Source organism: Neobacillus mesonae (assembly GCF_023715155.1).
Taxonomy (GTDB): domain Bacteria; phylum Bacillota; class Bacilli; order Bacillales; family Cytobacillaceae; genus Neobacillus; species Neobacillus mesonae_A.
This window is the reverse complement of sequence record NZ_JAMBNQ010000156.1, coordinates 1-255: the sequence shown is the minus strand read 5'-3', so window position 1 is coordinate 255 and position 255 is coordinate 1. Positions and strand designations below refer to the sequence as shown.

1 tRNA gene and 1 rRNA gene are annotated in these 255 nt (G+C 44.3%); both read left to right on the top strand.

Annotation, left to right across the window (positions count from 1 at the left end):
- A 16S ribosomal RNA gene (locus tag M3183_RS26965) occupies nt 1–77 on the top strand; the annotation flags it as partial.
- 65 nt (nt 78–142) lie between these two features.
- Nucleotides 143–219, top strand: a tRNA-Ile gene (locus M3183_RS26960).
- The last annotated feature ends 36 nt before the right edge of the window (nt 220–255 follow it).

The following is a 255-nucleotide window of genomic DNA, read 5'->3' as shown; positions in this document are numbered from 1 at the left end:
CTAAGGTGGGACAGATGATTGGGGTGAAGTCGTAACAAGGTAGCCGTATCGGAAGGTGCGGCTGGATCACCTCCTTTCTAAGGATATTTAGGGTTGACGTTTTGGGTGTTTAGTTTTGAGAGAATGATTCTCATAATAATGTGGGCCTATAGCTCAGCTGGTTAGAGCGCACGCCTGATAAGCGTGAGGTCGATGGTTCAAGTCCATTTAGGCCCACCATTTTTTTGTTTACTTTTATATTATATTGGGGCCTTA